This window comes from Pseudomonas saliphila (genome assembly GCF_008638345.1).
GTDB lineage: Bacteria > Pseudomonadota > Gammaproteobacteria > Pseudomonadales > Pseudomonadaceae > Halopseudomonas > Halopseudomonas saliphila.
Genome location: NZ_VTVA01000009.1, coordinates 1 through 26,694 on the forward strand (window position 1 = coordinate 1; position 26,694 = coordinate 26,694).

Consider the following 26,694-nt stretch of genomic DNA (forward strand, 5'->3'; position numbering starts at 1 on the left):
TCCACGAAACCCGGTGTGATTCAGACTGGACCTGCGCGCCTGAATGACTTCCGTGATTCCCGAGCCAGCGGACCGCGTCAAAAAGCATCCTGACGCTCTGCTTATCCTCCGCGAGCATTTCAATCCTCTTAGCAAAAGGTACGTAGCCGTTTCCCGACTGCCGTCGCAAAGGAACCTGTAGTGCACTCAAAATCTCCTCGGCTGCTGCCCTAATGCTGTTGCAGCACACCGCTGGACTTGAAAAATAAAGCGCAAATGCCGTCCTCAAAGGTGCTATGACCTCTTCCGGACAAGCATCAGGAAAATCAAGCAACTGTAGCGCAGGATGAAAATACGAGGGGCGATAATACTCTAAATAGTTCCTATCCACCTCACCATCCGGGCGCTCGTAGTACTCCTCTTCGACCCACCCGTCCCCGACGACAAATACGAGTTCGTCGCATGATGAGCATTTCAAACTACAACTAAAAACAAGCCGGACAAATGTTAGGTCCCAGTACTCTTCATCGTGCTCAGCCTGCGAGGCAATAGTTTCTCTTGAATTTATACTCCCATCTAAACGGAGTTCGCCATTACCGCAGTAAGGACACGAATATTTATTTACCGATGCATTCGTGAAGACCGATATGAGGTTATTTTTGTTCACTTCAAATTCCTTACCTGCTGAGGCCCGGAGCTAGCTGCCGATTCGGAGGGAGCGTCAGAGAAAAGATAAGCCGCATCAGATAGCAAGGCAACCTGATAGCTAACGCAGTCGTGGCTCGATAGCTTCCCCCACCCTCGCCAGGCTAGCCGAGGACAGACAGGGGTGGTTGGCTAATTTCGGAGGACAGGCCGTCGTTTTCTCTGCCTTGGTAGGTTGTGCGATTTTTGTTTCCCGACTATTCGCTCTCCCTTGATTGGCAAGCTCAAGCTCCCTCACGAAACCATCTTGGAGCTCATGCCCAATGTTGCCAAACCGGCAGGGCAGGTCAAACGCCTTCTACTTCAATTCCATGCTCGGCTAACCATGACTTGCGTTGCGCATAGTCGGGCATGGCGCGCTCTAATCGGCGCCAGAACTCCGGCGTGTGATGCGGCTCGTGCAAGTGCGTCATCTCATGCACCACCACATACTCGGCGATGTGCTTGGGCAGCAGAATGGTCTTCCAATGGAAGTACAGCTGCGCGCCTTTACCGCATGATCCCCAACGGTAACCCAGATCCTGCACCCGCACCCCGCCGGGCGCGACGCCCATGCGCGCCTGATAATTTTTGACGCGCACCGCTAGCCAGTTCCGCGCATGCTCGCTATACCAGCGAATGAAATGCTCACGCGCCGCCCCCACTTCGCTGCGAAGCAGACGGAAGCGACCGGCTATCAGTTTCAGTGGAATATCCTGTTCATCGACTAGCTTGAGGCGGTAGCTGCGGCCGAGATAGAGGAAGCCTTCGCCATCCACATACTCCTTGGTCGGGATAGCACGCTGCAGGCGCTCCTTCTCGGCGAGCCGCGAGTAAATCCAGAAGCTCTTTTCTTGCACAAACTGCCGCAGCGTTCCCTCCTCTACCTCAGGCGGGGTCGACAGAATCAAGCTGCCATCGCGCTCGACAGTGATCTGCATCGTCTTGCGTCGAGTGCTGCGCCGAACCGTCAGGTGCAGACCGTCCACTGTCAGCGTCATTTTGCTCACACCGTCATCAACCTCTCGTGGCTGGCCCTTGCCTGATCGATCAACCGGTCAGCCAGCAAACCCGCCGTATCGGTATCCACCAGCGGTGGCCGCAAGCGCATCAGATGATCAAAGAGCTGTCCGGCCAGCTCTTCCTGGGCTGAACGCTTGCGTGGACTCCAGATATCGCGGTGGCTTTGCAACTCATCCACTAACAGATCAACCAGTTCAACTGTCACGTCCTTCAAGCGCAGCAATTCACTGGGCTGCGGGGTCGCATCGGCGCACACCACGTCCAAGAGACTGCGTAGGAAAGGCGCGTAGTGCTCGGGCAAATCCAACGGAGTGTCGTCGTCGCTCAACTGACCGCTACGTAGTTCGTCGATGATTTTCTGCATCTGCACGACCAGTTGATCCCACTGATCGCCCAGCGACTTGAGCAATTCATTCAAGCGTTCGGACAACTTGCGAAACAGCACTGGGTCTTCATCGGCATGCTTGCGCACATGCGAGCGAATGGCGTGTTCCATTTCCGAGGCTTTTGCGCGGTCGTTGACGTTGCGTGCCAGCTGATTCTCAAAATCCGCATCAGTAAGCTGGATCGGCGGGATCTTCGGGTCGATGCCCAGCGAGATAACGTGATCGTCGATCAGCTTGCGCACCTTGGCCCCAACATCCTTGCCCAGTTGCGGCAGGTCTTTATAGAGGCCGCGCGCACGGGCATGAATGTAGGCCAGGCGCTTGGCATCCTTTACGAAGGGCAACCCCTCGGGGCGTGGCAGAACGGTATCCAGGGAGTTGAGAAAGGCTTTGAGTTTCACTGCAAATTCAGCGCGTACTTTCTCCGAAGCGAGCGCCACAATGCAGGCCTCGGCATCCTCCAGCGACTCGACACCTTGGCGGCGCAACACGTCCACCACACGTAAGTGACGATCACGCAGCACCGGTACCTCGTCCTTGATGCTGCTCAGCGCGCCTTCGATATCCTCATCGGCATAAGCGGCCAGCGCCTCGCGCAGATGGTTGGCGACCCCGTAGTAATCGACAACCAGGCCGCAGCGCTTGCCAAAACCCGTCCGGTTGACCCGCGCGATGGCCTGCAGTAATTCGGCCTCCTTGATCGGCCGGTCCAGATACATCACCCCCTCGATGGGCGCATCGAAACCGGTCAACAACATGGATTTGACGATCAGAAAGGCCAGCGGGTCAGCCTTGCTCGGCTGCTCATGGTACAGGGGCTTTTTGAAGCGCTTAATCAGCTGCTCATGCTTGGTGCCATCGGTCCAGGCCTTCCACTCGGATGGATCGTTATTGGCCCCGGAAATGATCGGCGCAAATTCCAGCTTGCTCAGCGTGTCGCGGTAGCGCCAGGCCTGGACCCGCGCCTGCACTTTCGGCAAGCGCTGGCACAGGGCTTCGTCGTCGAGCCCCTTGTCTGTTACTGACAAGGCGTTGGCTTCGGCCAGCAATTCGTCACGAGCAACCTGCAGCGCGTGGAAATAGCGAATCGCCGCGATCCGACTGTAAGCCACCACCTGCGCCTTGTACCCGTTGGGCAAAATATTGGTGACGTAATGGCGAAGGATATCGCGCGCCTTCTCGGCAATCAGCGCCGGTGCGTCGAAGATATGCCCCTTGGTGGCGTACTTCGTCTTGATCAGCTCCAGCTCTTCCTGGCTGTGGTCGCGAAACAGATCCTCGAATAACTCGTCCAGACTGGCGCCGTCTTTTATCGCACCTTGGGCCGTCCGTCCCTCATAGAGCACCGGCACCGTCGCGCCGTCGGCCTCGGCTTCCTTGATGGTGTACTTGTCGATAAAGGCGCCAAAGATCTCATGGGTGCGCTTCTTCTCGCCCATGATGATCGGCGTGCCGGTAAAGCCAATACGTGCGCAATTGGGCAAGCCAGCCAGCAGATTGGCGTGCAGGTCGCCGGCCTGGGTGCGGTGCGCCTCATCCACCATCACCAGAATGCTCTCGTCGTTGTTGAGTACCTCGAAGAGCTTGCTCGCCTGGTAGGTTACGCGCGGTTCCGCCGCCTTGGGTGGAGCGGCGGTTGCCGTTGATTCGGCGATCGTGCCCTCTTCGTCCTGCTCTGGATTGCGGTACTTCTGGATGGTCGCAAACACCAGTCCCGGCCCTTTGCGGCGGGCCAACGCCTTCACGCCTTCGATATTGGCGGCTATTTCCGGAGGCTCGCCGCTCAAGGTCGCCGTGGCGGCCAACTGGTTCTGCAGGTCCTTGCGGTCGGTGACCACGATTACCTTGAAACGCCGCAGTTGCTCGTCGGTGCGCATCTTGCGCACCAGAAACACCATGGTCAGACTCTTACCCGAGCCTTGGGTGTGCCAGACGATGCCGCCCCGCTGATCGCTCTCGCCGTGTTGCGCGCGGGTCTGCCCGCGCTTGAGGCGTGCGATCGAATGGTTTACCGCACGGTATTGCTGATAGCGGCAGACCGTCTTGATGGTCTGCCCGCCTACCTGCATGTAGAGCATGAAATGGCGGATCAGATCGAGTAGATGCGCAGGCGCCAACATTCCCGCCACCAGGCGCTCCTGCTGGGAGAGCTTTGACATGCCCAGCGCCGCAGCGACGGATTGCTCGCTGCCGCTGCCATCCGGGCCAACCACCGTCTTCCACTGGTTGAAATGCGCAAAGCCGGCACCAATACAGCCAACTCGGGCCTCGTCGTAGCTGCTGGCAATCAATAGCTGCACGCTGGCGAACAGCGCCTCGTTACCCTCGTTTTCTTCGACCTCAAAGGCCGCCTTGCGCTGGTTGCTGTAGCGACGCAACTGGTCTACCGCCTCGGCTAGCGGCTCGGGAATGGACGGGCTCTTGCACTCGACCACTACCAGCGGGATACCGTTCACCAGCAACACCAGATCCGGGACGATGAATTTCTTGCCACTGTCGAACCCGGCCGGGCAATCCACCCGATACTGATTGATCACGCTGAAGTGGTTATTGGCTGGCGCATCCCAATCGATGAACTGAATGGTCTGCCCCCGTCCGCCATCCCAACCGGGAAGGCCATCGACGGTGATGCCTTTGAGCAATAGCTCGGTGGCTTTCTGGTTGGCTTCCATGAGCTTCGCTGCACCCAAGCGGGTAATAGCCGCCAGCGCTTCGGCGATGCGCTCATCATCCAGCCAGGGCTGGCCATCGCGTAGATTGATAGCGCGTAATTGTGCGCGCAACACATCGCTCTGAATGACCTCGGCAAAGCTGCTTCGACCGGTTACGGCCGGAATGTCCAGGCTCCCTTCGGTATGTGCCCAACCCAGCGCTTGCAGCTGCGTTACAAAGGGCTTTTCGACATCTTCCAATTCCCATCCCACAGGTTTACTCCTTTAATCCGGTCGGATTTACATCCAATTCAGGCGTGTATGGGCTCATACAGGCTCATAGCGGCTCATAGCGGCTCATAGAATCTTCAGCTGAGCGTATAGACCGCCCAGCGTCTCTCGCCTTGCTGTATCAACGCGCCTTTATCTTTCATTCGTGTAAGCAATTTTGCCGCCTGATCAGGTGAGAGCCGGCACAGGTCCATCACCTCGGCTCGCTTGATCTGTCCATGCTGTTGCACGTAGCTCAGCACCATCTGCTCATGTTGAATCGGCGTAAAGCCAGCCTGACGGGTGTAAGCAGCCTTGTCACCCGAAGCCTGATACAAACTGGCCGACAGCGTATAACTACGCGCCCGTGTTGAGCCGTGCGCTTCCACCAGCCCGGCTTCAGTCAGGGCTTCCAGGGTGCGCTTGGCACTCGCAGTATCGCGCTGTATCTGACCGGCCAGCTCATCGGCAGTCACCCGCTTGGTCGAGCGCAGCGCCGCCAGCGCAATCAGGCTGTCGATAGGCAGTTCAGCGTTGGTCGCCCGTTCATGCTCGACCACCAGGCGCCGGAACTCCATGTCCGCCTCGGCGGTGGGCAGGCGCAGCACCACACTTTGCGCGGTGGTGTAGCCATAATCCGGTGCGGGCCGGCCAAACTTGAGCATGCCGCGGAAGATCTTGTCCACACCACGCCCGGAGCGCTCGACCACACCGATGCGTTTCATGGCGTCCGCCAGCGCAGGGTTGCGCGGGCGCGGCTCGGTGACCAGCAAGTTGGCCAGGGTCACGCCATCCACCAGTCCTCCGGGGTTGCTAACCACCAGCGCCTCGTCCTCAAGGCGCACGTGCACCGCGCCGAGACGGTGATAGTCACGGTGGATCAGCGCGTTGGCCACCGCTTCGCGGTAAGCGCCCATATCGACCTTGGGCACTGGCACGCGGAACAGGCCGACTTGTAGTTCTTCCTCCGGGTTATAGGGGCGGAAGTTGGTTTCGAGCCAGTCTAAGGCCTTGAGCAACGGGAAGCGGCGGAACTCGTTAAAGCGCACCGCCTGCTGGGCCAGCACCTGGAAAGCGAATTCGTGGGTGGGTACTAGCTGGCGTAGCGAGGTTTCCCGGCCAACCAGCAGCAGGCCGGTAAGCGTTGGTACACGTGAACCATCCGGATGGCGCACGGTAAGCATCAGCGCGCCGTCGAGGGCTTCGTCGTCGAGTTCCAGCAACACACGGTCACCGCCAAACTGTTGCACAGCCTGGCGCAGGCGCTCGCGCTCCAACGGGTCAAGGTCTGCCAGAGTGGCGCCGGCCACCGGCTGAGCCGACACGTCGATCAGGCCAAAGCTGGAGGCCCGGCTGGACCGCTCGTGGGGCAGCATGGCCACGCATTCGGGCGTGCCGTCGTGCTTCACGCGGCGGCGCAGGTAAACACCACTGGTGGTCGCTACTTCGCTATGCGCTTTGGGTACCTGAATACACGCCACGGTCACCCCGTTCACCTCAACCGCCTCGGCCTGCACCGACAACGACGGCGAAGTCCGCGCCGCTACCATACCGGCTAGCCCACTCAGCATACGATGTTCGGCATGCAGGCCGGTGGCCGTGCCGTCGTCCTCAACGCCCAGCCACAGCTCGCCGCCTTCTGCATTGGCCAGACAGATCAGCGCTTCGATCAGATCGGTATCGGACAGCTTCTTGCGGTCGCTCTTGAACTCGACGGTGAGGGTTTCGCGGGGCGGCAGGCGCTGGGTCATATCAGGCTTCCGTTTGTGCAGCAGGCTGTTGGACGATTGGTGTAGAGGCTTGCTGCAAAGACTCCAACAGCAGAGTGACGCGGACGCGGCCGGTTAGCAGGTCGTCCATTAAGCCGGATTTTTGCTGACGTAGCTTTTCCAGCTCTGCATCATGCGCGGCCAAACTCAGCTCAGCTTCCATCAGAATGGAGGCCGCCCGGTCTTGCTCCTGGCGTGAAGGAGCTGCAATCTTATAACCCTTGAAGAATGGCAGTCCGATGGTTTTGATCGTGCTTCCCATCGCAATTGCTTCGAACTTAGGCTTTTCTCGCTGTAGGTAGAAGTACAGGAAAAGGTTGTTCAACCCTTCCCCGCAGCGCCATGCCATGAAGTGTTGGCTAACTGCCATTTCACAGCCGAGGATTGCACTTTTCCCGATTCCTGCATCGCGGGACAGGATGACAGTCCCCCCGGGATGAAGAACAGCCGATGAGTTGGCGATGCCAAGCTCGCTGATTTCTTTGTCTGTCTCGTAGATATAGATCTTGTCGAGACGGTGCGAGTCGGCCAGGGAAACCCATTTGATGCCGCCATTCCAGTACGAAGAGACATTCTTACTTGGCGTGTGGCCGCTGCCGCGCACCGCAACAGTATCGAGTGGCAGCGCATCCCACTCCCTCGGAATCCACCCCAGCGGCGACTCCTTGTAGAACTGCGGCGCTTCGCTCTGCGGCGGGCGCAGTTGGCCGTTGGCGTCGATGCCGCGGGTCAGCAGGTCGTGCAGCAGGCCCTGCTTGACGGATTTGAGCTTGCTGATCAGCGCCTCGGTTTCGCGGATGGCGGTGTCGAGGGTGTCGAGGATTTGGGCGATTTTACTCTGCTCAGGCACATCTGGAACTGGCACTGAAACCTTCGCGAGCTCACCTAGGTACAAACCAGCTTGGGCGGTTGCATTGCTTCTGCGAGCAAGCTCTGCAGAAAACCATGGATGCCCCATCCAGTGGAAGAGAAACCGGCTACCGATCTTCCGCTGCTGAGGGCGGATATAGGCCACACTGCGCTGAAACGTGACTCGTTGACCAGAGTAGATTGCCCTTCGACCGAGTGAGCCAACAATTGTGAGTAAGAGGTCGTTCGGTTCCAGCTGAAACGAACGAGTCAAATCCTGATATTCGGCTTCAGAAATCAGGTCATCAGTCTCATCAATTGCGATCTCGCCATTGGCCGTGATGTTCTTCGCACTAAGAAGAGGGACACCTTCGGTTACTCGACGATGCGTGCCGTGCGTGCCGTCTCTGATTGCTGTCACCAGATCAGACAGCGGCTTTATGGGAAATCGCACCTCAGACATACCCCAAACCCTTCAAAAACCCCTGCAACGCCACCGCCGCCGCATCGCGTTTGTGCTCAATCTCGTTCAGCGTCATCCGGTACTTGTCCCACCAGTTCTCGAAGGAGGCGACTACTTGCTTGCGCTGGGCAGCAACATAATGCTCGACGATGGCCTGCATATCGTTGTGTAGGATGGTCAGCAACAGCTCGGCGGCCTGGGGCTCGTCCAATGCATCGACGGCCTTGTTCAGGTGGCTGGCAAAATCTTCCTTGCTGGTCTTGAGCTGCTTCTTCACCTTGGCCAGTTCGGCTTTCCATTCCTTGAGCTGGGCCTCGTCTACTGCGTTTTCCTCGTCGTCGCCGACTTCCGCCTCGCTGTCGGCGTCGTCGCCATCTCCGCGTTTGGCTGGGGTGGCCGCCTTAATCTGGCTCTCCAGTTCGGCTTTCTTCGCTTCCAGCTCGGCCAGCGTGCCAACGAAATCATCGAGCAGGAACTTGACCAGTTTGTGTTCCAGCGGGCTGTGCTTGCTGACCTTGTCTTCCATGGCGGTAACGATGCTGGTGCGCCAGGCGTCCATCACGCCCCGACTGCCGCGTGCCATCAGGCCGAGGAAGTCATATTTACTCTGGTACCAGAAGCCGGCAACGATACCGCGCACCTGGAAGGGATCGAGCAGACCTATGCGTTCCAGCGTCGAGCTGAAGCTGGCCAGCAGCTCGGCGCGCAGATCAACCAGCGCGGCGCTGTCGTCCACCCGCCCGGCCAGGGCGGTGATCCGCGGGCTGTGCTCGCTCCACCATGTCTCGAACGCGTCACGAATCGAGGCCTCCTTGCTCTGCAGACCAGCATTGCCTTCAATGGCTGGCTTGAGGTCGGCGCGGCAGGTCAGCTCATTGCGGAAGTCGAAATACTGCGCATCGCGCTCCACGAAGAGGTCTTGCGGATCGAGACCGTGGGCATTGAATAGAACGGCCTTGGCCTGCACTTCAGCCTTGGGCACACCGCCGAGCAGGTGTGCACGCACATCGTGGGGCTCGGGGGGCGGTGCGTTGTCCACATAACGGCGGATGTTCAGGTTGTAATCGTTGTCGCGCAGGGTAGCGATGTCCACCACGTCGCTGAGGCCGTCGATCTGGCGGAATTCGTCGAATGCAGTGGAGATCTTCTCGATGTGTTCGGGCAGCAGGAAGTTCTGCGCCCGACCCTCGAAGTATTCACGGTCGGCGTTGATGAACAGCACCTTGCCCTGGCGCGCGGCCGACTTGCTGCTGACGCGGTTGGCACCGTCCTGTTTCTGCTGGCGCAGGATCAAGATGCAGGCGGGAATGCCAGTGCCATAGAACAGGTTGGCCGGCAGGCCGATGACCGCTTCGAGCAGGTCTTCCTCGATGATGCCTGCACGGATGCCCTTTTCCTCACCGCCACGGAACAGCACACCATGCGGCAGTACGGTGGCAACCATGCCCTCGTCGTGGCATACGGCGAGCATGTGCTGAAGGAACATCAGATCAGCCTTCTTCGAGCCCAGCGGCACCTCGCCGAAACGGAAACGCTCTTCACGAAAGGACGGAGCCCAGGCCAGGCTGCCATCGGGACTTTTCTCGGTATGCCCCCAGTTGAGGGAAAACGGTGGATTAGTAAGGATGCGGTCGAAACGGCGCAGCTCACCGCCTTCGATATGCCGGGGATCGGCCAGGGTATCTTCGTTCTCCAGCCAGGCATTGCTGATGCCATGCAGCAGCATGTTCATCTGCGCAATGGACCAGACAGTACCGTTGAATTCCTGGCCGAACAGGTTAGCCTTGCGGCCGTCTTCGCCGTGTTCGTCGATATATTCCTTGGCGGCAATCAGCATGCCCCCCGAGCCGCAGCACGGGTCGTACACGTCGTGGGCCAGGGTCGGCTTGAGTAGATTAACCATCAGCCGCACCACCGAGCGCGGCGTATAGAACTCTCCGCCTTTTTTACCGGCAGAGTCGGCGAACTCGGCAATCAGGTACTCGTAGGCCGCACCGAGCAGGTCGGGGAATTCGAAATCACTGTTGCGCAGGCGCACATCGCCGAAGTGGGTGATGAGCTGGCGCAGCTTCTGGTCGGAGATCTTGCTCTGACCAACCTTGCGGGTGAAATCGATATGCTCGAGCACCCCTTCCAGGGCGGCATTATTTTCCTCGATTCCGCCCAAGGCCTTGTTCAGCAGATCGCCGACATTAATATGCGCTTCATTAACCAAGTGCCTGAAGCGCGACTGGCCGGGCACCCAGAAACTGCCGTCGCGCTTGTACCAGCGTGGGTTTTCCGCTGTCAGGAAAGCATCGGCCTGGCTCTTGCCGGCCTTCATCTCATCAGCAACCACCTGCTCGTAGCGTTCCTCGAACACATCGGAACAGCGCTTCAGAAACAGCATCCCGAAGATGTATTCCTTGAATTCCGAGGCGTCCATTTTGCCGCGCAGAATATCGGCGGCCTTGAACAGGTGGCGTTCCAGTTGTTGCAGCGTGAGAGGCATTGCGAATCCCTATGGGCACCCATCGCGGGGGCCTGTCCTGATGGCGTAAATGCCGTCGATTCTACCCCACATTCACGGACAGGATGCTCGATAGGCTGCGGATTCAGCGGAGGGATTGCACACGCCGTGGGTGGGGGGACCGGCGTGGAGCAGTGCGGAGACCCAGTATGCGCATCGGGGTGCCGGTTATACTGTTCTCATTGTGCTCCAAGCCCATCGAGAAGCTGTAACCGAATCGAAGAAAAATAATTCCCTGGTTGCAACCAACCACAAGCTGACTTTTCTGAGACCGACTCAGAATCCATCCAAAGTAGACAGTATTGCTGGGGCCGCTAAGCGCTCACATTCACGTCGAGAAGACCAGAACAGTAATCGACACACTGTGGGGCTTGCCATAACACAGCCGAACAGCAAGGGACCGGCCGGCGACTAGATAGTTACGGCAGGCCGTTGTTGGACAAACAACTTAATAGCCAATCGTCTCCCGTCAATGAATCAAACGTCCTCAACTGCAGCCTCCGTCTCGAGCAAATGAACAACAAAGCCCGGCGGGGGCAAGTTGCGCGGTGGTTTCCGCCAGATCAGCTGCAAGTGCTTTTCCAGCCCCGGAATAGGCAGCGCGACGAGGGTACCGCTCCGAACTTCGTCACACACTGCCGAGGCCAATACCAGCGAAACGCCCAGACCCGCCCTGACTGCCTGCTTGACTGCTTCGGTGCTGCCTAGTTGCATCCCGCTGCGGGGCACGCCCAGCTCACCGAAGTATTCGGTCAAGAGCCGACCGGTTCCGCTACCCGGTTCGCCTCCGAGCATGGGCAACTCGACCAACCTGGCTCGTTCGATAGACTCAGCACCGGCAAGCGGGTCATCCGGACCTACGATTAACACCAGCGGCTCGACCCTCCATTGGCGCTGCTCGAAGTCAGGATGCGGTATCCACCATTCCATCACCGCGGCGTCCAGCTGCCCCGCCAGAAGTTGGTCGGCTACGTCGGGGTTGGCTGCGATGCGCAAGTCCACCTCTCCCCCTTCGGCCCCCGTCCCCAAATAGCTGCGTAGAAAAGGCTGCAGCAGATAGGTGCCGATGTTGGAGCTGGCCCCAACGCGCTGGCGTCTGCCGTGCAGCGCGTCCAATGCTCGGTCGTGCATGTCCAGCAGAGCAGTGGCGTGGCGCATGAAAGCCAAAGCGCGCGTGGTGGGCTGGCAGCCGCTTCGGCTGCGGTGTACCAACGTAACGCCAACCTGCTCTTCGAGCTTCTGTAAGTGTTGCGACACCGTCGGCTGGGCGAGTCCCAACATCCGGGCCGCGCTTTGAAAGCTGCCGGTTTGAACGATCGCCACCAGGCTTTTTAGCCATACCGGATTCAACATGGAGCAGGCTCGGCCTGAGGTAAACGATTCGCAGCGTTAACCGGTAGCTCGCCTGCCAGCGCCTGGATGATATTTTGCGCAGCACAACGTTCGATCTCCAATCGCACGCGATGCACCGCCGACCCTATATGTGGTGTGAACAGGGTCTTGGGATGCTGCAACAGAGCAGGATCGATGCGTCGAGGCCGGTCTGCACGCGCCCAATCTTCCATCTCAAATACATCTGCCGCATAGCCGCCGAGCTGGCCTCGCTCAAGCGCATCAAGCACCGCGCTTTCATCCACTACCGACCCTCGACAGGGATTGATCAGCAAGGTGCCGGGGCGCACGCTGCCAAGCATCTCCGCGTTTACCACATGTTCGGTTTCAGGGTTCAGCGGAAGCGCCAGCAAGATAAAATCCGAACTGGCGAAGAGCTCGTCATACGCCACTTTGCGTAGGCCGAGCCGTTGCTCGACTTCTGCATCCACAGTTTTCGTCTCGTAATACTGGATCGTCGCTCCCCAGCCCTGTAGGCGCTCCGCCATGGCCAGGCCGATGGCACCCATGCCGACTATACCCACTGTCGCACCGTTGAGCCCAGTGCCGTAGAACTGCGGTTGCCAGCCCTGAAAAGCGCCGGAACGCACGAACGCATCCGCCTCCCGCAAATGGCGCCCCAGACCGACCGCGAGGCCAATCGCCAGCTCAGCGGTGGGGACGGTCAGCAGGTCGGGCACAAAGGTCAGCCAGACTCCGCGGGCAGTACAGGCATTCACATCGAAGTTGTCGAACCCCTTCAGCGCACAGCCGACCACGCGCAAGTCAGGACAGGTGTGGAGGAATTCGGCATCAACCCGGTCGGGCATGAATGCCATCATCGCCTGTGCATCACGGCAGCGCTTGCGAATTTCCTCTGGCGGCAGCGTAAGATCGGTCTGATTGGTGATCAGCTCGCAGTGAGGCGCCAGCAGCTGCAGGATTTCATCGTGTACGCGGTGAGTTATAACTAGTTTCGGCAGCATGATATGTCCTATTTGAAGCGTTTGCGCAGAACGCCGCTGAAGGCGTCCACTAGAGTGACCATGGCCAGGATGACCAGCAGAATTGCTGCTACTTCCTGATACTGCATGATGCGCAATGAGCCCATGAGTTCGAAGCCGATACCACCGGCACCCACCATGCCCATCACGGTGGAGGCACGGAAGTTGTATTCCCAGCGGTAGATGGCTACGTCGGCAAACTGCGGCGTCACCTGCGGCAGTACTGCGTGCAGCAGTACCTGCAACGATGTGGCCCCCGCCGCGCGAGCGGCTTCCACCGGCGCTTCATCGACATGCTCGATGGCCTCGGCAAAGAACTTGCCGACCATACCGATCGAATGCAGCCCCAGCGCTAGCACGCCCGGCAAGGCACCAAATCCCACCGCCGCTACGAAGATGATGCCCATGATCAGCTCCGGCACCGACCGCAACGCATTCAGCAACACCCTTGCTATGCCGAAGACGAGGGGATGCGGCGACGTATTGCGCGCCGCGATGAACGCAATCAGTAACGAGAACACCACCGCGATAGCCGTGCCGGCGATGCTCATTGCCAACGTATCGATCAACGGGCTGATCCAGCTGCGATAGCCCGAGAAGTCCGGCGGCATGGCCTCCCCTGCCAGAGTCGCGATGGAAGGAAGGCCGTTCAGCAGTGTCGTTGCGTCAAGCAGCCCAACGTACCAACAGGCCAGCACAACTACCCCGCAGAGGATTGCCACCTGCCCCAACTGGCGCCACCAATTGAGGCCGAAACCGCGCAGTATTCGCTCCCTTTGCTCAGCAGGTAGCGCCTGCACATCATAGTGAGTAGACATCTCGGTCCTCACAGCGTGGCGAAGTCGAGGCCGAGCAGCGATCCCATCTGGCGGATCACGTCGTAATCAGCATCTGTAATGGGTGCGAAGGCTTCGGCTTTGAAACTGCTCAGCACTTCAGGGTCGTCGATACCGACGAACACATCCCGCACCTTCCCCTTGAGCTCGGGGCTCAGGTTGGAGCGCATAGCCCAGGGATACTGTGGATACTCGCCGCTATAGCCAAGTACCTTCACTTTGCTTGGATCAATCAGGCCACGCTCGGCCACGTGATTGAAGATCACCTCGGACAGCCCGCCCGCATCGGCGTTGCCGTTTGCCACGTTGACCGCAACCGAGTCATGAGTACCAACGAAATGCTGCTCATAGTCCTGCCCGCCTGAGAGGCCGGCCGTCTCGAGCAGAACGGTCTTGGGAATCAGATGGCTGGAAGTCGAAGCGCGGTCACCGTAAGCCATCTTCTTGCCCCTGAGGTCGGCATACTCGTTCACGCCCGAGGCGACGTTGGCAATAATCACAGAGCGATACGTGGGCTTGCCATCAATGACCATGGCAGCAAAGGGCTCGATATCGCTTTTACTCTTGGCCATGACATAGGACAGGGGACCAAAGTACGCGAGGTCGATACGGCCAAAGCGCATCGCCTCGATCATCGAGGAATAGTCGGTCGTTACGATCAGCTGTACCTTTTTTTCAAGATGCTTTTCCAGATAATCCTTCAGCGGCTGGTTACGCTTGATCAGCTCGGAGGCGTTCTCGTCCGGAAGCAGCGCGACCTTCAGGACATCCGGATCAGCGTCCGCCGCTATGGCGGATAGACTTGAGACAGCGGCCAGCAAACAAGCGAGTAACATCGTAGTTAAACGTTTCATCGAGACATCTCCAGTGAGGGTGCAAACATTGCGGTAACTTCGGCCGACGGAGTTACTGGCCGAATCGTGGTGCGGCCCGCATAAATGCGGTCGAGTTGTGCATCAGTGAGTTCCGATGGTGCTGCGTCGAAAACGATCTTAGAGTCGGCTAGCCCGACCACCCGATCGGCAAAGCAGCGGGCATATTCGAGCTGATGCAGCGAGACGATGGCGGTGATGCCGTCTTCCTTGCATATGTCGCGGAGCAAGCCGAGAACCCGAACCGAGGTGGCGGGGTCAAGACTGGCTACCGGCTCGTCGGCCAGGATGATCGCCGGTTGTTGGGCCAGCGCACGAGCGATGCCCACCCGTTGTTGCTGACCGCCGGACAGTTTGTCCACCCGGCTCAGTGCCTTGTCTGCCAGACCTACCCGTGCAAGGCATTTGAGCGCAATCTCCTGATCAGCGCGCGGCAGCGGAAACAGTGACCTGAGGGTACTGTGAAATGCCAACCGGCCAGTCAGCACATTGGCCAGCGCGCTCTGACGCTCGATCAATTGATGATGCTGGAAAACCATGGCGGTACGCCGACGGTGCTGCCGGAGGGTGGAGCCACCACCAAGCTCGCCGAGCTCGCTGGATACAGTGCCGTCCGTAGGCATAACCAGTCGATTGAGACTGCGGAGCAGGGTCGACTTGCCTGCACCGGAGAGACCAAGCAGCACCGTAAATTCGCCACGCCGGAAAGCCACCGACGTATCGCGCAGCGCGGTTACCCCGCCTGGATAGACCACACTAAGCCGGTCTACACGCAGCACAGCGTCCTGTATCGGATGGGGTGTCATATGATCACCTTTCGCAATTTTGAAAGCCGCAGGATTGCGGTTCGCAATTCAGAAAGGTACGCAGGGCGTGTTAAAGCATCGCTGCAAGAATGTGACAGCGAGGTGAAGGCTGAGGCTCTCGAGTGTCATGGTGGTCACGCGGAACCGCAGTTCGAGCCGAGCGAAGATATGCTGCGAAGCAGGCTATCACGTGACGAAGCAGCAGTTGGACAGCTCGAACTTTTGATATCGGGAAGCAAACGTTATGGGGACGTGATGAGCCGAGGGACTTGGCTAGGTAGCTTGATCTTCTGGCGTGCGCCGGAGGGCATCTCCCTCCGTGGATGATGTCCTCAAGAGTTATCACTTACCGAGTCACCTGGAGTTGAGCCATCCTATCAGCTCTTTCTCAGACCAACGCGTTAACCGGCCGATCCTGACTCTTCCTGGAAGGGATGGATTGTCTTTCGTCAGTCGCCAAAGAGTCTGACGGCTGACACGTAATATGGCGCAAATTTCATTGGTGGTCTTAAGCACCTCGCTAGTACTCATTGGTCATCTCCGTTTGTGGCTACCTTAGCTTTGAATCCCCGTTTTCTCAGCCTGTCCTGCAGCTGTTCCAGGTGGTACTTGCCAACTTCGCCGCCAGATGCCACCCCTGAAGACTTTCTTTCTTTTGTTAATTCTTGGGGCGACACCCATGCTGTCACCCTCGAGAGTGACAAATCCGACCCGTTGCCGGCTATGCTGGTCTCAGGGGCGGAGGCTTGAGACACCGCGGGAAGCAAAAGATAAAAATTTGATGTCTGACGGCCACCTGCAGCCGTACGAGGGATAATTTCCAACAACCCTTGGGCGACAAGACGCTTAAGTCTTCTTTGTGTCGACCGCAGGGACTGGGAAATTGCCTCCGATATACGAGCCACTCCGGGCCAAGCCAACCCATCTGCATTGCTGCGAAACGCTAAAAAAAGCATTAGGTTCTTGTCGCGGGGGTCACACTCCAGGGCAAAAACGGCCGACATGAGCTCGATATTCATACATGTCCACCTTTGCAAATCGAAATAAAAGTCATCGCCTTCGTCTCCTACGTGAATTGGCGATACCTATGAAATACGAAAGCGAGATGGAGAATGTGCGATAAAACACCGAGTTTCGGTATTTTTTGGCGAAAGGTGTTAGAAGCGGGAAGACGCATGATCGCGGAGAGAAGTGGTACCCAAAGTGGTACCCAAACGCCAGAAACGAAAAAGGCCCGCTTTTGAGGCGGGCCTAAGTCGTTGATTTTGCTGGTGCCGGCACCAAGAGTCGAACTCGGGACCTACTGATTACAAGTCAGTTGCTCTACCAGCTGAGCTATACCGGCGCGGGGTGAATTATATAGATGCGTGCTGAACTGTAAAGCCCTGTGGTGGGTTATCCACTGTTTTTTTGCCGGTGCGGCCATTAATCGCACTTGTGCATGGTTTCTGTCGCGGCACTTGACAAAGCGGGGTTAACCCCTTGTTTTTGTGAAACTATCCACTCCGGTTATTTTTTGATCGGAAGCCTGCAGGCCGCGCAGATCAAGGCTCGCCGCGGTCTATCAAAGTGTCGTCAACATGATTATGCACAGATGCCGGGGATAACAATCCCCAGAACAAATCTGTGGATAACTCTGTGTGCAACCCGTTCACAGGCTGGTGGTGAGCTGTTCAGTTTATTTATGCCCAACGAGCATGAGGTTGCGGGGCGTAAGGCTTGTGGGGCAAAACTGGCCGAGTTGTACACAGTAGCCGGATTCCTGCAGAAACAGGGCGCGGTCCAGCAGCAGCCAGATTTCCAATGGGCGTCGGAACAGCGCTCCAACCAGCTCCAGGTTGCGTACCTGAGCCAGTCGCTGCCAGCCGCGTTTTTCCAGCGCGCTCCAGCTCGCCGGCTCGGGAAGTTGAAGCTGGTGATGCGCGGTGAGAAAGCGGCAGAAGTCTGCGATACCTACATTCAACGCGCTCTGTGGTCTTGCAGGCGTAGGAAGGTAACTATCGACGCCGCGTGCTTCGCGCTGCCATAAATCAAAGGCCAGCCGCCAGGCCATGGATTGATCACGTAGCCGCCGCACCCGCTGGCCGGCTGTGACGCTTTCCAACAGCGGCAGCGCGAGGTCGTCCTTGCTGAGTATGAGTTGCGCGCTTCGGCCGGCGGCGGACAGTGGCTGATAGCGCTCGGACTCGATCCGGTTGTAACAACATGGCGACAGCACCAGTTGTTCACAGCCGCGCGCGACACTCTGGCGCAGCAGGGTCATGTGCAGGTCACCACAGGCGTGCAGGGCAACCGGGGTGTGATGCGATTGCAGAGTCTGCCAGGCCTCATCGCGGAGTACATCCATATCCACATGCGAGGCGGCGACGCTGCACTGCTGGCTGAGCGCCCTGCCCTGCTCATTTAATGCGGGGTCGTATTCCAGACAGGTAAGCGGCTGCCCGCCGCTGAAGCTCAGCAGTCGGCCCAGATGGCCCTTGCCAGCACACCAATCCAACCAGTGTTGCGCGGGCTGCGGCAGGCGTTGCTCGGCAATATCGGCAAAACGGGTAATCTGCTGCCATTTGCGTCCCGGCACATGGCGGGTCAGCAGCTCCGGCCGTTGATTAAGCGGCTCACGCGACCAGTCTTCAACCTGACTCAGCGCCAGCGATTGCTTGGCCAGATCGGCAAAGGGAGCGGGTGCATTGACCAGATGGGGCTGGTTGTGGCTTTGCTCGGCCTGCTCCAGTGAGCGGCCGCGCAGGAAGGCTGCAAGCTCCGGCCACTGGTGTTCCCAGGGCAGGTGCAGATGAGTGAAGGGCCGCACCCGCCAGAGCGCCTGGTGTTGATTCAACCAGGCGTCCAGCTGCTGAAAGCGTTGCAGGTAGTCCATGACTCAGCGCTTGCGGCTGGCCTCGATCTTCAACCAGCGCTCGACGAGCTTGAACACCTGGGTAAACAGGATGGTGATGGTCAGATAAATCAAACCGGCGACCAGAAAGAACAGCTCGAACTGGTAGGTACGCGAGTTGATGGTTCGCACCACGCCCATCAGGTCCATCAGGGTAACGGTGTAGACCACCGCGCTGGCCTTGAGCATGAGGATGACCTCGTTGCCATAGGCCGGCAGACCGATACGGATCGCCCGCGGCAGGATGATGTATTGCAGCGCCTGGCTACGCGACATGCCGAGCGCTCTGGCCGCTTCGACCTCGCCGGGCGGGACCGCCTGGATCGCGCCGCGCAGGATCTCGGCAATGTAGGCGGCGGTGTGCAGCGTCATGGTGATCAGCGCGCACCAGTAGGGCTCGCGCAGGTAGGGCCAGAACATGCTGTCGCGCACCACCGCGAACTGCGACAGCCCGTAATACACCAGAAACAGCTGCAGAATCAGTGGCGTGCCGCGGAAGAAGAAGATGTAGGAATACGGGACGGCGCGTATGTACCAGTGTCGCGATGCCCTGCCCAACCCCAGCGGGATGGCGAGTATCAACCCGATCAGTACCGCCAGCCCGACCAGCTCCAGCGTGACCAGCGTGCCTTCCCAGAGCTGCGGCAGCCAGGGTTGGATCATTGTCCAGCGTTCAGCCCAGGTCATAACTCGGTCCTTGCGTAGCCCTTGTTCGCCCGGCGCTCAAACCAGTGCAATGCGGCCATGATGATGACGGTCAGACCCAGATAGATCAGCGCGGTGGTGAAGTAAAAGGTGAAGGGCTCGCGGGTCGCATTGGCCGCGACCTGAGCCTTGCGTAACACTTCTTCCAGAGTGATCAGCGATACCAGGGCCGTATCTTTCAGCAGGATCAGATACAGATTACCCAGACCCGGCAGGGCGACTCGCCAGAGTTGCGGCAGGGTGATGCGCCAGAATATCCGCAGGTTGGACATGCCCAGCGCCAGCCCGGCCTCTCGTTGCCCAGGGGAGATCGACAGCAGCGCGCCGCGGAACACCTCTGTGGCGTAGGCACCGAAACAGAGCCCCAGCGCCAAGGTGCCCGCCAGGAACGGGCTCAATGTCAGATAGGGATTGCCGAAGTAGCTCCCCAGCAAGTTCATCAGGGAAACGGTACCGAAGTAGGCCATCAGCACCCACAGCGTCTCGGGGATGCCGCGCACTACCGAGGTATAAAAGCCGCCAGCGCCGCGCAGCAGTACGTTGCCTGAAATCTTGGCGCTGGCGCCAAGCAGACCGAGCAACAGTCCCAGCGCCACCGACGCCAGGGACAAACGAATAGTCATCCAGGTCCCTTCGAGAAGGGCTGGACCAAAACCGTGCAAATCAAACATGGGCATCTATCAGTCGCGCCAGGCCCCGCAGGGCCCGGCCGTCGGGTCAGCGAATGCTGAAGGGAAAGTATTTAGCGTTGATCTCTTCGTAGGTGCCGTCTTCGATGATGGCCGCCAACGCTTTGTTCAGACGCTCGCGCAGTGGATCACCCTTGCGCACGGCAATGCCGATCTCGTCATCATCAAATACGGGCTCGCCCTTGAATTCGAAGGCCTGGCCCGCTTCAGATTCCAGCCAGTCATGCTGAACGAATTTATCCGCCAAGGCGCCATCGATACGGCCCGAGTTCAGCTCGAGATAGACGTTTTCCTGGGTGTCATACAGGCGAATGGTGACGACATCACCGAGGTTGTCTTCCAGCCACTGGCCCGCAAGAGTGGCGCGCTGGGTGCCGATGGTCTTGCCTTCGAGGCTGGCTTTATCGACCTTGAAGTCAGACTTTTTCGGCGCCACGAACTGCAGCTTGTTGGTGTAGTACGGCTCAGTGAAATCGACCGCCTGCTTGCGTTCGTCGGTGATCGACATGCCGGCAATCAGGAAGTCGAATCGGCGCGTGTTCAATGCTGGAATCAGACCGTCCCAATCGGAGGTGACCACCGTGCACTCGACGCCCATCTCTTCACAGAGCGCCATGCCGATATCGATATCGAAGCCGACCACCTCACCATCACTATTGATCATGTTGAAGGGCGGATAGGCGCCTTCGGTGCCGATGCGCAACGTTTCCGCCATTGCCGGGACACTCATGAACAGGGACGCCGCAGCGGCCAGCAATACCTTTTTGTAGCTCTTCATGGATACAACTCCTTACCTGTGGCTGGACATGAACTGTTTACAACGTTCGGAAACAGGGTTGTCGAATACCTGTTCGGGCGTACCGATTTCCTCGACCTGTCCCTGATGCAGAAAAACGATCTGACTGGACACATTCCGGGCAAAGCCCATCTCGTGGGTAACCAGCAGCATAGTACGTCCTTCATCGGCCAGCGCACGGATCACGCTCAGCACCTCCTGGACCATCTCCGGGTCCAGGGCAGAAGTAGGCTCATCAAACAAAATAACGCGCGGCTGCATGGCCAGGGTACGGGCAATCGCAGCGCGCTGTTGCTGGCCACCGGACAGTTGTGCGGGGAACGCGTGGCGCTTGTCAGCGATGCCGACCTTCTCCAGAAACAGCTCGGCGGCGGCGATCGCATCGGCCTTGCGGTGACCCAGCACGCGCCGGGGCGCCTCGATGATGTTGTCGAGGATGCTCATGTGCGGCCAGAGATTAAAATTCTGGAAGACGAAACCGATGTTGGCGCGCAAGCGATTAATCTGCTTGTTGTCGGCGGCAACCAGCGCGCCGTCGCGACCGGGCTTGAGTTTCATCTCTTCGCCAGCCACCAGAATCTGCCCCTGATGGGGATTCTCAAGCAGGTTGATACAGCGCAGCAGAGTGCTCTTGCCTGATCCGGAGGTGCCCAGAATGGAAATAACATCGCCGTCACGGGCAGTAAGGTTCACACCCTTGAGTACTTCAAGGTCGCCGTAGCGCTTGTGCAGGTCACGCACTTCCAATGCTGGCGGTGTCACGTAGGGCCTTCCAAGTCGTGCGCCCGCAGACGCGTATACATTGAGCTCGGGGGGCAATATCCCGAACAGATCATTCAGTTAATCAGCAATCATTCTGTTATGCGCGCAAAACTAGCACAGCTCGGTGGCATGACCAAGAGCGCTCATCGGGTCATGTATGGAATATTCATGCAAAAGTCTTTCCATAAAGAGCATGGCTTGCTCAGTTTTACTGCGCCAGGAATCAACAGGGGAGGCTTACCTGATCTCACCGGCGGCGCTCGAACACCACCAGCGTAACGCCGACAACCACCACCCCTGAACCTATTACCTGCACCAGGGTTATTGGCGCGCCCAGCCACCAGAATCCACCAGCCATGGTGACCAGCGGCAGCAGATTCAACAAGACGGCCGAGCGTGACGGACCGACCAGCAGCACCGCCTTGTTATAAGCGACAAACGCGACGAGTGAGGGGCCCAGGCCAAGGTACAGCAACGCCATGAAAGCCTGAGAATCGAGTGTCCAGCGTGGCACGAGGAGCAGATTTTCAACCAGCGCCAGCGGTGCCAGGACCAGCGCCGCGATGGCCATCAAGGGCACCAGGGTGGCGTATGTCGGTAGGCCAACCATCCAGTGTCTGATCGTGAAGGAATAGCCGACCCAAGCGCACACCGCCAGCAACATCAGCACATCGCCGCGGTTCGCCTGCTCAAGCAGCTGGTTCAGGTTGCCGGCGGAGACCACCCATGCCGCACCAGCCACCGACAGGACGATACCAAGCCACTGCCGTCGCCGCAGCCGTTCACCGAAGAACGCGGCCATGCATAAAGCGGTAATCACCGGCACGCCCGATTCCAGCACCGCTACGTTGGTGGCGCTGGTGTACTTGAGAGCGGAATAGACGAAGACATTGAACAGCGCGACGCCGGATACGGCGATCGCCAGCAAACCACGCCACTGCTGCATGAGCAGTGCGCGCTGTCGGTAGGCCGCCGGACCGAACAGGCAAACCACCGCGATCAGCGCCACCAGCACTCGTCCCAGCGCCAGGGTAACCGGCGGCAGACTGCCGGCCACCGCCTTGCCAACCAGAATATTACCGGCGTACAGGATCACTGCCAGCAACAGGTAAATATACGCGCGGATAACCAGCACTCCGGATCGGGGTCAGCATGACCAGATTGTTTCAGGCAATCCAAGCATGCCAAGCGCACCCAATTGGGGCAATGGCGATCTGGTAGCTACGCGAACGCGCCGACGCGATAAGCGTTCTGGTCAGGTGCTCCGTTCAGCGTCGTCTTTAGTGCAACATCGTCGCTCTTCCGGTTCGCGGCAGGAGGCTAAAGCCAGGTCCTGATGCTCTACGCAATAACGATTGAAGGTCAGCCCGGCACATCGAGGCCAAGCACAGGGTTTGAGTTTGTTTTTATCAGTCATCCCGGCCACTACTGCTTAAGGGTGGTTATTCCAACGTACACCACAAATAGGTGGTTCGCTGTGACAGAAACACTTTGAAATATTTAAGAAGCCGGCTAGAACCCGCGTACTAGACACTTCAACACAGTTTCTGCGTACCGCATAGCGGAATTACCAAAATAAGCGGAACTTCCATGGGAGCAGACAACAAAAAAGGCCCACCACAAGGTGAGCCTTTTTGTCTAAATAATGGTGCCCAGAGACGGAATCGAACCGCCGACACGAGGATTTTCAATCCTCTGCTCTACCGACTGAGCTATCTGGGCAACGGGGCGCTATTAAACGGTTTCAGAGGGTATGTGTCAAGCGCGGCCAGGAAAATAATTCCATTTTTTCAGCCGCTTACCAGACGGTCATTGCTCCGGAGGCACGTAACCCTCGGCCTGGGCGTAATCTTCACCGGCGAGGAATTTTTCCATCTCGGCCTGCAGGAAGCGCCGATCCTCGGCATCCATCATGTTCAGGCGACGTTCGTTGATCAGCATCGTCTGATGCGCCTGCCATTCATCCCAGGCCTTTTGCGATACATCGTTGTAGATAGCTTCGCCCTTCGGGCCCGGATAGGGCGGACGCTCGAGACCTGGAAGCTCCTGCTTGTACTTGCGACACATCACCGTGCGGGACATGAGCTACTCCTTCAGAATGAATTGGGAAATCGGCTAGATGATCAGTTCGGCCCGCTTGAGCAACTTCTTGACCGGCGCGGCCAGGCCAAGGCGGGTGGGTTGGCGCAGGTTATACCAGACCTGCCCCGCTTCGGTCACGGCATGACCGGGCTCGACCCGCACTACCAGTGGCTGGATATCCAGATGGAAGTGACTGAAGGTGTGCCGCAGCGGCTCCAGCACCTGTGGCGCCTCTGAATGCCAACCCAGGCGTTCGAACAGCTGCTCCAGCCCCATCAGGTCATCCAGCTGCGGCGGACACCACAGGCCGCCCCAGAGGCCGGAGTCAGGTCGCCGTTCAAGCCAGATATCGCCGTCCGGATTAACCAGCATCGGCATCACACACTGGCGTACGGGTAACACTTTGCGCGGCCTGGCATTCGGATAGCGGGTCGGCTCGCCCAACTGCCGCGCTTCGCATCCCACTTGCAGCGGGCACACCAGACAACTTGGCTTGCTACGCGTACAGAGCGTGGCACCCAGATCCATCATGGCCTGAGTGTAGTGGTTGACGCGCTCAGTGGGCGTATAGCGTTCGGCCATGCCCCAGAGCCGGTCATGCACGGCGCGCTCGCCCGGCCAGCCTTCGACGGCGTGATACCGGGCCAGCACGCGCTTGACGTTACCATCGAGAATGGGCGCGCGCAGGCCCATACTCAGACTGGCGATGGCACCCGCGGTTGAAGGACCTATCCCCGGCAGTTGCGTAAGCCCTTCAACACTGGCGGGAAATACCCCATCAAATTGCTCGACAACGGTCTGCGCCGCCTTGTGCAGATTGCGTGCGCGGCTGTAATAACCCAGCCCCGTCCAGAGGTGCAGCACCTCGTCGGCGGGCGCCTCCGCCAGCGCCTGCACGCTGGGCAAGGCCTGCATGAAGCGCTGGTAATAGGGGATGACGGTGGCCACCTGGGTCTGTTGCAGCATGATCTCCGACACCCACACACGGTAGGGCGTCATATCCTGCTGCCAAGGCAGATCCTTGCGGCCGTGGCGGTCGTACCATTCAAGCACCGCCTGCGAAAAGGCTACAGGACTCACCGGCCTAACAGACCCCGCAGCGCATCACGGACGGCCGGAGCCTGCTCGCCCAGCTTGTCTTCCAGTTTCTCTTCGACCTTGCGCTTGGCTTCATCACCAATCAGGCGCCCGGCAATCTTCGCCACGCCATCACCGTCGACGCCACAGCTGCTGGCGGCGTTGTGCAGGTAGCCTTCACAGCGAACTGGCCATTCGATACCGACATAGCGCTCGTTAACCTGGCAGGCGGGATCCGGCATTTCACGGGTGTCGCCTTCAATCAGCAGACCGAGGCGATAATCCATTGTCTGCTGCGGCAGGTTCACATCACCGCGCCCTTTGACGGCGATGCCCGGTAGCGCTACCACCAGATCATCGTTACGGACCTGGCCGTTTTCAATGTTGAAGCTGCCCTGCAGGCGGCGGAAGGGGGTGTCTTGCGCGCCGCGCGCCTCGGACAGTGCCTTGCGGTTGGCCAGAGCAATGGCGCTGCACAGCTGTTGTTCGAGGTTCACGCCGATCAGCGCGCCGTCATTGACAGTGAAGCTGGCGTTGCCATCAAGCGTGTCCATCCAGCGATTCAGACTGTTGCCCTGAGCCTGCAGGTCGGCATTCAGATCAACCAGACCGCGTATCTGCGGCGGCTGCTCGTAGGCCTCCTGCAGCGCCAACGAATCAATACCGGTGAGTACGGGTTTGATGCTGACGGTAGCAGGTGTGCTGCGGGTGTTGATCTCACCCTCAGCGGTAAACTCGCCGCCAAACACACCGCCACTCAGCTGCCGGAGCTGAACCACGCCGTCATTGGCCAACACGCTGACCTCGAAGGGGCTGATAGTCAGGTCGGTGACGATGACTTCCTGCAGGCTCAACTGACCATCTACGTCCAGGCTGGCCAGCGTTTCCAGCGGCAAAACGGCCTCGTCACTCCAGGCGGGTGGTGCGACGCCCGTGCGGCTACCACCCGAAGGCAATACTGGCTTAGGCGCCGCGTCTTCGGTCGGTTCTTCTTCAGCAGGAAGATACTTGTCGATATTCAGGCTGTTGCCGGTGAGATCAAAGCGCAGTGCCTGACGTTCAAAGTTTGCCAGCCCGGCACTACCGGTCAGCTCGCTACCATCCAGCACCAATGTCAGGTCGTTCAGCATCAGGCTGTTAGCCGTGCCATTGATATTGGCGGACAGCGCGACGGCTTCCAGCGCACGGGGATCGGAAGTTTCCGGCAACTCCTGGCCCAGCGAGGCGATGAACTTGCGACCGTCGAATTCGGCGGCGTCCAGGTTACCGACGAGCTTCATATCGCCATCTAGCTCGGTGGCCTTGAGCTGGCCCGTTGCACGCATATCGGCCACTGTCAGACGCATTTCGTTGAGTTCCGCGATCTGCGCAGTGAGGTCAACCAGGGCGTTGCCCTGCAGCTCCAGATTGACCGCACGCCCGGAGAACGGTGTGCCGCTGGCATCGATCTTGAGATCGATGGCTTCCAGCTCATATCGGTTCAGATCCAGGTCGAAACGCGCGACGCTGTTCAGATCCAGGCGCACCCGCAGCGCCGGATCATCCACAATCAACAGACCCAGAAATTCGACATCAAAGGATTCGCCCTCGATCAGCGCACCGGTGGTCAGGTTTATGTCTTCCATCTGGAGGCTCTGGCCCGCCTGCTCATCGGTGTAACGCACGTTGGCATTAGTGATCCGCACGCTCTCAATGGCAATGTCCAGATCCGTTCCGCCCTGATCCGGCTCCGCCTCGGTGGTTGCGCCTTCTTCCTGAACCTCCTCTTCGCTGGCGCCGATCGACTCCCAGTTACCGACGCCCTCCTGGTTACGGACCAGGTTGAGGGTGACGCTGTCGAGAATGACATCATCCATACGCAGCTGCTTGCGCAACAGCGGCAGCACCTTGACGCCAAGGCCCATGGAACCCACCTGTGCAAGCTGCTGATCAGGCTGCTCGATCGGTGCCACACCCACCTGCTCAAGCTCGATGCCCAGCCAGGGAAACAACGACCAGGCGATGTCGCCATCCAGCGTCAGCTCGACATTGGCGTGCTCCCGGGCGGCCTGCTGGATATTGTCCTTGTAATCATTCGGGTCGAAAATGCGAGTCAGGAAAAACAGCAGCCCCACCCCCAGCACCAGTAAGCCGAACACCACCAGACCAACTATTTTTAGCGCTTTCATGGGTACCCCTTGTTATTCATGCCCGGACCATCGGCCCGCTGTATGTATCG

At 58.8% G+C, this 26,694-nt stretch carries 22 protein-coding genes and 2 tRNA genes; all 24 read right to left on the reverse strand.

Translation table 11 applies throughout. The features are described 5' to 3' along the window. Positions 1–646 (reverse strand): DUF4145 domain-containing protein (locus tag FHK95_RS11220; RefSeq protein WP_150304721.1); only part of this gene is annotated, 646 nt, incomplete at its 3' end. A gap of 325 nt (positions 647–971) precedes the next feature. After that, positions 972–1,673, reverse strand: coding sequence for a M48 family metallopeptidase (locus FHK95_RS11225; protein WP_150304722.1), 702 nt, complete (start codon positions 1,671–1,673; stop codon positions 972–974). Further along, positions 1,670–4,996 carry a type I restriction endonuclease subunit R gene (locus FHK95_RS11230; protein ID WP_150304723.1) on the reverse strand — a complete coding sequence of 1,109 codons (3,327 nt, stop codon included), beginning with the start codon at positions 4,994–4,996 and terminating at the stop codon, positions 1,670–1,672. The genes FHK95_RS11225 and FHK95_RS11230 overlap by 4 nt, the downstream gene beginning before the upstream one ends. A 95-nt stretch (positions 4,997–5,091) precedes the next feature. After that, a complete protein-coding gene (locus FHK95_RS11235) occupies positions 5,092–6,744 on the reverse strand; it encodes an ATP-binding protein (RefSeq protein WP_150304724.1) in 1,653 nt (550 codons plus the stop codon). A 1-nt stretch (position 6,745) separates the two neighbouring features. Further along, the gene (locus FHK95_RS20030; protein ID WP_178114765.1) at positions 6,746–8,074 is read right to left on the reverse strand and encodes a restriction endonuclease subunit S; all 1,329 of its coding nucleotides are present in this window, start codon (positions 8,072–8,074) and stop codon (positions 6,746–6,748) included. Then, complete coding sequence (locus FHK95_RS11250) at positions 8,067–10,565, reverse strand: type I restriction-modification system subunit M (RefSeq protein WP_150304725.1); 2,499 nt, start codon at positions 10,563–10,565, stop codon at positions 8,067–8,069. The genes FHK95_RS20030 and FHK95_RS11250 overlap by 8 nt, the downstream gene beginning before the upstream one ends. A 495-nt stretch (positions 10,566–11,060) precedes the next feature. Then, positions 11,061–11,936 (reverse strand): LysR family transcriptional regulator, encoded by an 876-nt coding sequence (locus tag FHK95_RS11255; RefSeq protein WP_150304726.1) that lies wholly within the window; start codon positions 11,934–11,936, stop codon positions 11,061–11,063. Further along, positions 11,930–12,940 (reverse strand): phosphonate dehydrogenase, encoded by a 1,011-nt coding sequence (locus FHK95_RS11260; RefSeq protein ID WP_150304727.1) that lies wholly within the window; start codon positions 12,938–12,940, stop codon positions 11,930–11,932. The genes FHK95_RS11255 and FHK95_RS11260 overlap by 7 nt, the downstream gene beginning before the upstream one ends. 8 nt (positions 12,941–12,948) lie before the next feature. Further along, positions 12,949–13,776: a phosphonate ABC transporter, permease protein PhnE gene (phnE, locus tag FHK95_RS11265; RefSeq protein ID WP_150304728.1), complete on the reverse strand. Its 828-nt coding sequence runs from the start codon at positions 13,774–13,776 to the stop codon at positions 12,949–12,951. 8 nt (positions 13,777–13,784) lie between these two features. Next, positions 13,785–14,648, reverse strand: coding sequence for a phosphate/phosphite/phosphonate ABC transporter substrate-binding protein (gene phnD / locus FHK95_RS11270; protein ID WP_150304729.1), 864 nt, complete (start codon positions 14,646–14,648; stop codon positions 13,785–13,787). Next, positions 14,645–15,472 (reverse strand): phosphonate ABC transporter ATP-binding protein, encoded by an 828-nt coding sequence (phnC, locus tag FHK95_RS11275; protein WP_150304730.1) that lies wholly within the window; start codon positions 15,470–15,472, stop codon positions 14,645–14,647. Before phnC ends, phnD begins: the two co-directional genes overlap by 4 nt. Before the next feature lie 354 nt (positions 15,473–15,826). Beyond that, entirely contained in the window at positions 15,827–16,003 is a 177-nt protein-coding gene (locus tag FHK95_RS20465; RefSeq protein WP_150304731.1) for a helix-turn-helix transcriptional regulator, read from the reverse strand. Then, complete coding sequence (locus FHK95_RS11285; protein WP_150304732.1) at positions 16,000–16,491, reverse strand: helix-turn-helix domain-containing protein; 492 nt, start codon at positions 16,489–16,491, stop codon at positions 16,000–16,002. The genes FHK95_RS20465 and FHK95_RS11285 overlap by 4 nt, the downstream gene beginning before the upstream one ends. A gap of 250 nt (positions 16,492–16,741) precedes the next feature. After that, a tRNA-Thr gene (locus tag FHK95_RS11290) sits at positions 16,742–16,817 on the reverse strand. Positions 16,818–17,150: 333 nt separating this feature from the next. After that, entirely contained in the window at positions 17,151–18,347 is a 1,197-nt protein-coding gene (locus tag FHK95_RS11295) for a methyltransferase (RefSeq protein WP_150304733.1), read from the reverse strand. Positions 18,348–18,350: 3 nt separating this feature from the next. Next, positions 18,351–19,028: an ABC transporter permease gene (locus FHK95_RS11300; RefSeq protein WP_408003617.1), complete on the reverse strand. Its 678-nt coding sequence runs from the start codon at positions 19,026–19,028 to the stop codon at positions 18,351–18,353. Between the two features lie 20 nt (positions 19,029–19,048). Next, positions 19,049–19,741: an ABC transporter permease gene (locus tag FHK95_RS11305; protein WP_150304735.1), complete on the reverse strand. Its 693-nt coding sequence runs from the start codon at positions 19,739–19,741 to the stop codon at positions 19,049–19,051. 46 nt (positions 19,742–19,787) lie between these two features. Further along, positions 19,788–20,537 (reverse strand): ABC transporter substrate-binding protein, encoded by a 750-nt coding sequence (locus FHK95_RS11310; RefSeq protein ID WP_150304736.1) that lies wholly within the window; start codon positions 20,535–20,537, stop codon positions 19,788–19,790. A 12-nt stretch (positions 20,538–20,549) separates the two neighbouring features. Next, positions 20,550–21,317 (reverse strand): ABC transporter ATP-binding protein, encoded by a 768-nt coding sequence (locus tag FHK95_RS11315; protein WP_150304737.1) that lies wholly within the window; start codon positions 21,315–21,317, stop codon positions 20,550–20,552. 247 nt (positions 21,318–21,564) lie between these two features. Next, positions 21,565–22,452, reverse strand: a complete 888-nt coding sequence (locus FHK95_RS11320) for a DMT family transporter (protein WP_150304738.1) — start codon at positions 22,450–22,452, stop codon at positions 21,565–21,567. Between the two features lie 511 nt (positions 22,453–22,963). Beyond that, a tRNA-Phe gene (locus FHK95_RS11325) sits at positions 22,964–23,039 on the reverse strand. Positions 23,040–23,126: 87 nt separating this feature from the next. Further along, positions 23,127–23,399 (reverse strand): oxidative damage protection protein, encoded by a 273-nt coding sequence (locus tag FHK95_RS11330; RefSeq protein ID WP_150304739.1) that lies wholly within the window; start codon positions 23,397–23,399, stop codon positions 23,127–23,129. A gap of 33 nt (positions 23,400–23,432) precedes the next feature. Beyond that, positions 23,433–24,479 (reverse strand): A/G-specific adenine glycosylase, encoded by a 1,047-nt coding sequence (gene mutY, locus FHK95_RS11335; protein ID WP_150304740.1) that lies wholly within the window; start codon positions 24,477–24,479, stop codon positions 23,433–23,435. Continuing rightward, positions 24,476–26,644, reverse strand: a complete 2,169-nt coding sequence (locus FHK95_RS11340; RefSeq protein WP_150304741.1) for an AsmA family protein — start codon at positions 26,642–26,644, stop codon at positions 24,476–24,478. Before FHK95_RS11340 ends, mutY begins: the two co-directional genes overlap by 4 nt. Positions 26,645–26,694: the final 50 nt, after the last annotated feature.

Excerpts from the sequence above, each read along its gene's own strand:
- FHK95_RS11235 (WP_150304724.1), bottom strand. The coding sequence starts at position 6,744 with ATGACCCAGCGCCTGCCGCCCCGCGAAACCCTCACCGTCGAGTTCAAG.
- FHK95_RS20030 (WP_178114765.1), bottom strand. The coding sequence starts at position 8,074 with ATGTCTGAGGTGCGATTTCCCATAAAGCCGCTGTCTGATCTGGTGACA.
- FHK95_RS11250 (WP_150304725.1), bottom strand. The coding sequence starts at position 10,565 with ATGCCTCTCACGCTGCAACAACTGGAACGCCACCTGTTCAAGGCCGCC.
- FHK95_RS11255 (WP_150304726.1), bottom strand. The coding sequence starts at position 11,936 with ATGTTGAATCCGGTATGGCTAAAAAGCCTGGTGGCGATCGTTCAAACC.
- FHK95_RS11260 (WP_150304727.1), bottom strand. The coding sequence starts at position 12,940 with ATGCTGCCGAAACTAGTTATAACTCACCGCGTACACGATGAAATCCTG.
- phnE (WP_150304728.1), bottom strand. The coding sequence starts at position 13,776 with ATGTCTACTCACTATGATGTGCAGGCGCTACCTGCTGAGCAAAGGGAG.
- phnD (WP_150304729.1), bottom strand. The coding sequence starts at position 14,648 with ATGAAACGTTTAACTACGATGTTACTCGCTTGTTTGCTGGCCGCTGTC.
- phnC (WP_150304730.1), bottom strand. The coding sequence starts at position 15,472 with ATGACACCCCATCCGATACAGGACGCTGTGCTGCGTGTAGACCGGCTT.
- FHK95_RS20465 (WP_150304731.1), bottom strand. The coding sequence starts at position 16,003 with ATGAGTACTAGCGAGGTGCTTAAGACCACCAATGAAATTTGCGCCATA.
- FHK95_RS11285 (WP_150304732.1), bottom strand. The coding sequence starts at position 16,491 with ATGAATATCGAGCTCATGTCGGCCGTTTTTGCCCTGGAGTGTGACCCC.
- FHK95_RS11295 (WP_150304733.1), bottom strand. The coding sequence starts at position 18,347 with ATGGACTACCTGCAACGCTTTCAGCAGCTGGACGCCTGGTTGAATCAA.
- FHK95_RS11300 (WP_408003617.1), bottom strand. The coding sequence starts at position 19,028 with ATGATCCAACCCTGGCTGCCGCAGCTCTGGGAAGGCACGCTGGTCACG.
- FHK95_RS11305 (WP_150304735.1), bottom strand. The coding sequence starts at position 19,741 with ATGTTTGATTTGCACGGTTTTGGTCCAGCCCTTCTCGAAGGGACCTGG.
- FHK95_RS11310 (WP_150304736.1), bottom strand. The coding sequence starts at position 20,537 with ATGAAGAGCTACAAAAAGGTATTGCTGGCCGCTGCGGCGTCCCTGTTC.
- FHK95_RS11330 (WP_150304739.1), bottom strand. The coding sequence starts at position 23,399 with ATGTCCCGCACGGTGATGTGTCGCAAGTACAAGCAGGAGCTTCCAGGT.
- FHK95_RS11340 (WP_150304741.1), bottom strand. The coding sequence starts at position 26,644 with ATGAAAGCGCTAAAAATAGTTGGTCTGGTGGTGTTCGGCTTACTGGTG.